Source organism: Stenotrophomonas sp. 2YAF22 (assembly GCF_052114665.1).
Classification (GTDB): domain Bacteria; phylum Pseudomonadota; class Gammaproteobacteria; order Xanthomonadales; family Xanthomonadaceae; genus Stenotrophomonas; species Stenotrophomonas indicatrix.
In genome coordinates, this window is record NZ_JBFRFE010000273.1 from 1 (window position 1) to 5,362 (window position 5,362).

Below are 5,362 nucleotides of genomic sequence, written 5' to 3' on the forward strand. Positions count from 1 at the left end.
ACCCTGCACATGGGCCATGCCTTCCAGCAGACCCTGATGGATGCGCTGGTGCGCTACCACCGCATGCGCGGCTACGACACGCTGTGGCAGGTGGGTACCGACCACGCCGGCATCGCCACCGAAATGGTGGTCAGCCGCAACCTGGCGCTGGAAGGCAACGGCGAGACCCGCGATTCGCTGGGCCGCGAAGGCTTCATCGGCAAGGTCTGGGAATGGAAGCAGCAGTCCGGTGACATCATCGAGCGGCAGATGCGCCGCCTGGGCACGTCGGCCGACTGGTCGCGCAGCACCTTCACCATGGACCCGCAGCCGTCCGAAGCGGTGATCGAAGCCTTCGTGCGCTGGCACGAACAGGGCCTGATCTACCGCGGCCAGCGCCTGGTCAACTGGGATCCGGTGCTGAAGACGGCGATCTCGGACCTGGAAGTGGAGAGCGCCGAGGAAGACGGTTTCCTGTGGTCGATCGCCTACCAGCTGGATGAAGGCCTGAGCTACGAACACGTCGAGCGCGATGCCGACGGCGTCGAGACCCTGCGCGAGACCCGCGATTACCTGGTGGTCGCCACCACCCGCCCGGAAACCCTGCTGGGCGACACCGCGGTGATGGTGCATCCGGAAGACGAGCGTTACCTGCACCTGATCGGCAAGAGCGTGGTGCTGCCGCTGACCGGTCGCCGCGTGCCGGTGATCGCCGATGACTACGTGGACCGTGCGTTCGGCACCGGCGTGGTCAAGGTCACCCCGGCGCATGACTTCAACGACTACCAGGTGGGTGTGCGCCACAGCCTGCCGATGATCAACCTGTTCACTCCGGTGGCCGCGATCAACGACAACGCGCCGGAACGTTTCCAGGGGCTGGACCGTTACGATGCGCGCAAGGCCGTGCTGGGTGAACTGGAAGACCTGGGCATCCTGGTCGAGACCAAGGCGCACAAGCTGCAGGTGCCGCGCGGTGACCGCACCGGCCAGGTGATCGAGCCGTACCTGACCGACCAGTGGTTCGTAAAAATGGACGAACTGGCGCGTCGTGGCCTGGAACTGGTCGAGGACGGATCAATCGCCTTCGTGCCGCCGAACTGGATCAACACCTACCGCCACTGGATGAACAACATCCAGGATTGGTGCATCAGCCGCCAGCTGTGGTGGGGCCACCGCATTCCGGCGTGGTTCGATGCCGCCACCGGCAACTGCTACGTCGGCCGCAGCGAAGAGGAAGTGCGGGCGAAGAACAATCTCGGCAGCGACGTCGTGCTGAGCCAGGAAAGCGATGTGCTGGAGACTTGGTTCTCCTCGCAGCTGTGGCCGTTCTCCACCCTGGGCTGGCCGAACGAGCAGGCGATGGCCGAGCGCGGTTTCGACCGCTACCTGCCGTCGTCGGTGCTGATCACCGGCTTCGACATCATCTTCTTCTGGGTGGCGCGCATGATCATGGCCACCGACAACCTGACCGGGAAGGTGCCTTTCAAGGACGTCTACTTCACTGGCCTGATCCGCGATGGCCAGGGCCAGAAGATGTCCAAGAGCAAGGGCAACGTTCTCGACCCGCTGGACATCATCGACGGCATCACCATCGATGATCTGGTGGCCAAGCGCACCGGCGGGTTGATGCAACCCCGCATGGTGGAGAAGATCGAGAAGGCCACGCGCAAGGAGTTCCCGGACGGGATCGCCGCCCATGGTGCCGATGCGCTGCGTTTCACCATCGCCGCGCTGGCCACCCATGGCCGCGACATCAAGTTCGACATGAACCGCGCCGAGGGTTACAAGAATTTCTGCAACAAGCTGTGGAACGCCAGCCGCTTTACGCTGATGAACACCGAAGGTGCGGCGTTCACCGGCGCGCCGACGCCGCGTACCGATGCCGAGCGCTGGATCCTCTCGCGCCTGGCCGCTACCACCGCCGAAGCGCAGGGTCATTTCGCCGCCTATCGCTTCGACCTGTTGGCGCAGTGCCTGTACGAATTCGCCTGGAACGCGTTCTGCGATTGGTTCCTGGAGCTGAGCAAGCCGGCGTTGAACGGTGCCGATGCCGCCGACGCCGACAGCACCCGCCACACCCTGCTGTACGTGCTGGAAGCGCTGCTGCGCCTGCTGCACCCGCTGACCCCGTTCATCACCGAACAGCTGTGGCAGCAGCTGGCACCGCGCCTGGGCCTGGCCGAAACCACGCTGTCGCTGCGTCCGTACCCGACCGCCGCCGAGTTCGAGGGCGATTTCACCCAGGCCGAGGCCGACGTGGAATGGTTGAAGGCGGTGATCAGTGCGGTGCGCCGCGTGCGCAGCGAACTGAACGTTGCCCCGTCCAAGCTGGTGCCGCTGCGCCTGCTGGCCGGCCAGGAACAGGACCGCGTGCGCATCGAGCGCTTCAGTGCCTCGCTGTCGTTCCTGCTGAAGCTGGACAGCATCCAGTGGCTGGCCGACGCACAGAGTGCGCCGCCGGCAGCCGCCGCGATCGTCGGTGAACTGAAGCTGCTGGTACCGCTGGAAGGCCTGGTTGATCTCGATGCCGAGCGCGCGCGCCTGGACAAGGAGATCAAGCGCGTGGAAGGCGAACAGGAGAAGAGCGAGACCAAGCTGGCCAAGTTCTCCGACAAGGTGCCGCCGGCGGTGATCGAGCAGGAACGCGTGCGCCTGGTCGACTGGAACAACCAGCTGGCCGGCCTGCGCGAACAGCGCGCGAAGCTGTAACGCCGCCCTGGTAGGTGCGGACCGTGGTCCGCACCGCTGTGATGTGCCAACCAAGGTTGGCACCTACCAAAGCGCCAACCCTGGTTGGCACATTCTCGAGGTCGACGCCGGGCAATGCCCGGCGTTTCCTTTTGCCACGCGTGGCATCATCGCCTGATGCCGCTTTCCATCTTCCTGCTGGTCCTCGCCGCCGCCGCACTGCACGCCAGCTGGAACGCGATCGTCAAACGCGGGCCGGACAAGTTCCTCGGCACGGTGCTCGTCACCGGCAGCGCTGCGCTGTTGTCTGCGCTCGTCTTGCCGTGGCTACCCTTCCCCGCCGCGGAAAGCTGGCCGTGGCTGGGCGCTTCGGTGCTGCTGCAGGTGACGTATTACGCGTTGGTCGCACGCTGCTACCAACAGGTCGACATGAGCCTGGCGTATCCGATGATGCGCGGCTGCGCGCCCATCCTCGTTGCGCTGGCCGGCGCCGTGCTCGGCGAACGCCTGCCGCCGTCGGCCTGGCTCGGTGTCCTCCTGGTGAGCGGCGGCATCCTGTGCATGGCCCGCGGCGCACGTGGCGGCCAGCTGCGCCTGCCGTTGCTGACGGCGGCAATGATCGCCACCTACACCCTGGTCGATGCGCAGGGCGCACGACTGTCCGGCAATGCGCTGAGCTACACGTTGTGGCTGTTCCTGCTGTCGGGCATTCCGTTGCCGTTGTGGGCGCTGCATCGGCAGCGCGGTGCGCTGCTGGCGTATGCGCGCCGGCACTGGCCGCTGGGCGTGGCCGGCGGCATCGGTACCACCGCCTCGTATGCGATGGCGCTGTGGGCGATGACCCAGGTGCCGGTGGCAATGGTATCGGCGCTGCGCGAATCGTCGATTCTGTTCGCGCTGCTGATCTCGGTGTTCCTGCTGCGCGAACGGGTACCGCGTGCACGCTGGGTGGCGGCAGCATTGATCGTGGCTGGCGTGCTGGCGCTGCGGTTGGCATGAGAACGGCGTACCAACCGAGGCGGAGATTCATCGGTAGTGCCGGCCGCTGGCCGGCAACCCTCTCCATTACAGCGGCGGCATTGTCTCCAGCTCGCCGTCCACCAGCTCGATCGCCATCACCAGCGCATCTTCGCGCCCCTGCGCAGCAGGGTAGTAGCGAGGGCGCCGGCCGATCTCGTTGAAGCCTTCGCTGTGATACAGCGCCAGGGCCGGGGTGTTGGACGGACGCACTTCCAGGAACACCCGCTGCGCGCCTCGATCACCGGCCAGGCGGACCAGTGCACGCAGCAGCTGGCGGCCCAGCCCACGCGATTGCACCAACGGATCGATGCAGATGTTCAGCACATGGGCTTCATCGGCAGCGAGGCTGAGCACGCCATAGCCGATCAACAGGCCATCGCGCTCCATGGCCAGGCCGGGGTAACCGGCGCGCAGGCAATCCAGGAAAATGCCGCGGGTCCAGGGATAGGGGTAGCCACGCACTTCGATGGCCATCACCCCGTTGAGGTCGCTCTCGCGCAGCGCACGCATCGCCACCGGCCCGGGCTGGCTGACCGCACTCATGCGGTTCCGCCCTTGCGCAGCGCGCGCAGCTGCGGCCACAACGCGCGCTTGGCAGCAGGGTCGCGACGCAGCTGTTCCAGCGGCCAGCTTTCCATCAGCGTCTGTGTGGCCGGATCGTTCGGATTGCAGCCCGAAGCACGCAACAGCGCGATCTGCAGGCGGTCAGGCAAGCGCACCAGCGGTTGGCGCGCGTTGCCGGTGGGCAGCGGACGGGCCGCAGCCGGTATGGTGTCCGGCGCCGCCACCGGCACGGCAGTGCGTGGTGGCGCGCGCTCGGGCCGAGGTTCCGGCGCCGCGTCGCGCTGGCTGGGTGCGTGCTGCATCGAAGGTGGAGCCGTGCGCGTCAGCTCAACCGGCACGGGTGCCGATGCTGCGGCTTCAGCCACGCTCAGCTGCAATGCCGCGTCCATTTCAGCGGCCAACTGGCCGTCGTGATAGACGGTGTAGCCCATGGCCTGCAGCCAGGCCTGCTGGGCCGGGGACCACAATAGGGGCAGGTCCTGGCTCACGCCGCCTCGGGCTTCTTGCGCAGGCGCTGCACGCCCCACATCACCGGGCCTGACAGGGCGTACAGGATGCCGACGACCAACAACACGCGGGGCAGATCGATCACCGCGATGGCGATGGCGATCGGCACCAGTGCCAGCACCAGGAACGGGACACGATCCGAACGTGCGCCCTCCTTGGCCGCACCTCCCTTGAAGCTCCAGAAGCGGATGCGGCTGACCATCAACAGTGCGGCGACCAGGGTCACCGCCAGCGCCACGAAGCGCAGCTCGTTGCCGTTCCAGCCCAATGTGCCATCGGCGAAGGCCCAGACGAAGGACATCATCAGGCCGGCAGCAGCCGGGCTGGCCAGGCCGACGAACCAGCGTTTGTCGACCACGGCTACCTGGGTATTGAATCGCGCCAGGCGCAGGGCCGCGCAAGCGGCGTACAGGAATGCCACCGCCCAGCCCAGGCGACCGACCAGCTCACCGTCGTATTTCAGTTCCGACAGGGACCAGTGATACATCACCAGGGCCGGCGCCATGCCGAAGCTGACCAGRTCGGCCAGCGAGTCGTACTGCACGCCGAACTCGCTGCTGGTACCGGTCAGGCGCGCGACACGGCCATCGAGGCCGTCCATCAC

At 66.6% G+C, this 5,362-nt stretch carries 5 protein-coding genes; 2 read left to right on the top strand and 3 right to left on the bottom strand.

The window, feature by feature from the left end:
- Together AB4Y84_RS12100 and AB4Y84_RS12105 are read left to right on the top strand one after the other, a co-directional pair.
- On the top strand, positions 1–2,688 hold a 2,688-nt coding region (locus AB4Y84_RS12100), incomplete at its 5' end, for a valine--tRNA ligase (protein WP_442250195.1).
- Positions 2,689–2,844: 156 nt separating this feature from the next.
- A complete protein-coding gene (locus AB4Y84_RS12105) occupies positions 2,845–3,666 on the top strand; it encodes an EamA family transporter (protein WP_223494183.1) in 822 nt (273 codons plus the stop codon).
- Positions 3,667–3,732: 66 nt separating this feature from the next.
- On the opposite strand, the gene rimI is transcribed toward AB4Y84_RS12105, so the two are convergent.
- From rimI to AB4Y84_RS12120, 3 genes are all read right to left on the bottom strand, one after another.
- Positions 3,733–4,230: a ribosomal protein S18-alanine N-acetyltransferase gene (gene rimI, locus AB4Y84_RS12110; RefSeq protein ID WP_223494182.1), complete on the bottom strand. Its 498-nt coding sequence runs from the start codon at positions 4,228–4,230 to the stop codon at positions 3,733–3,735.
- Entirely contained in the window at positions 4,227–4,739 is a 513-nt protein-coding gene (locus tag AB4Y84_RS12115; RefSeq protein ID WP_313251757.1) for a hypothetical protein, read from the bottom strand. Before AB4Y84_RS12115 ends, rimI begins: the two co-directional genes overlap by 4 nt.
- Positions 4,736–5,362 (bottom strand): CDP-alcohol phosphatidyltransferase family protein (locus AB4Y84_RS12120; RefSeq protein WP_442250196.1); only part of this gene is annotated, 627 nt, incomplete at its 5' end. The genes AB4Y84_RS12120 and AB4Y84_RS12115, both read right to left, overlap by 4 nt.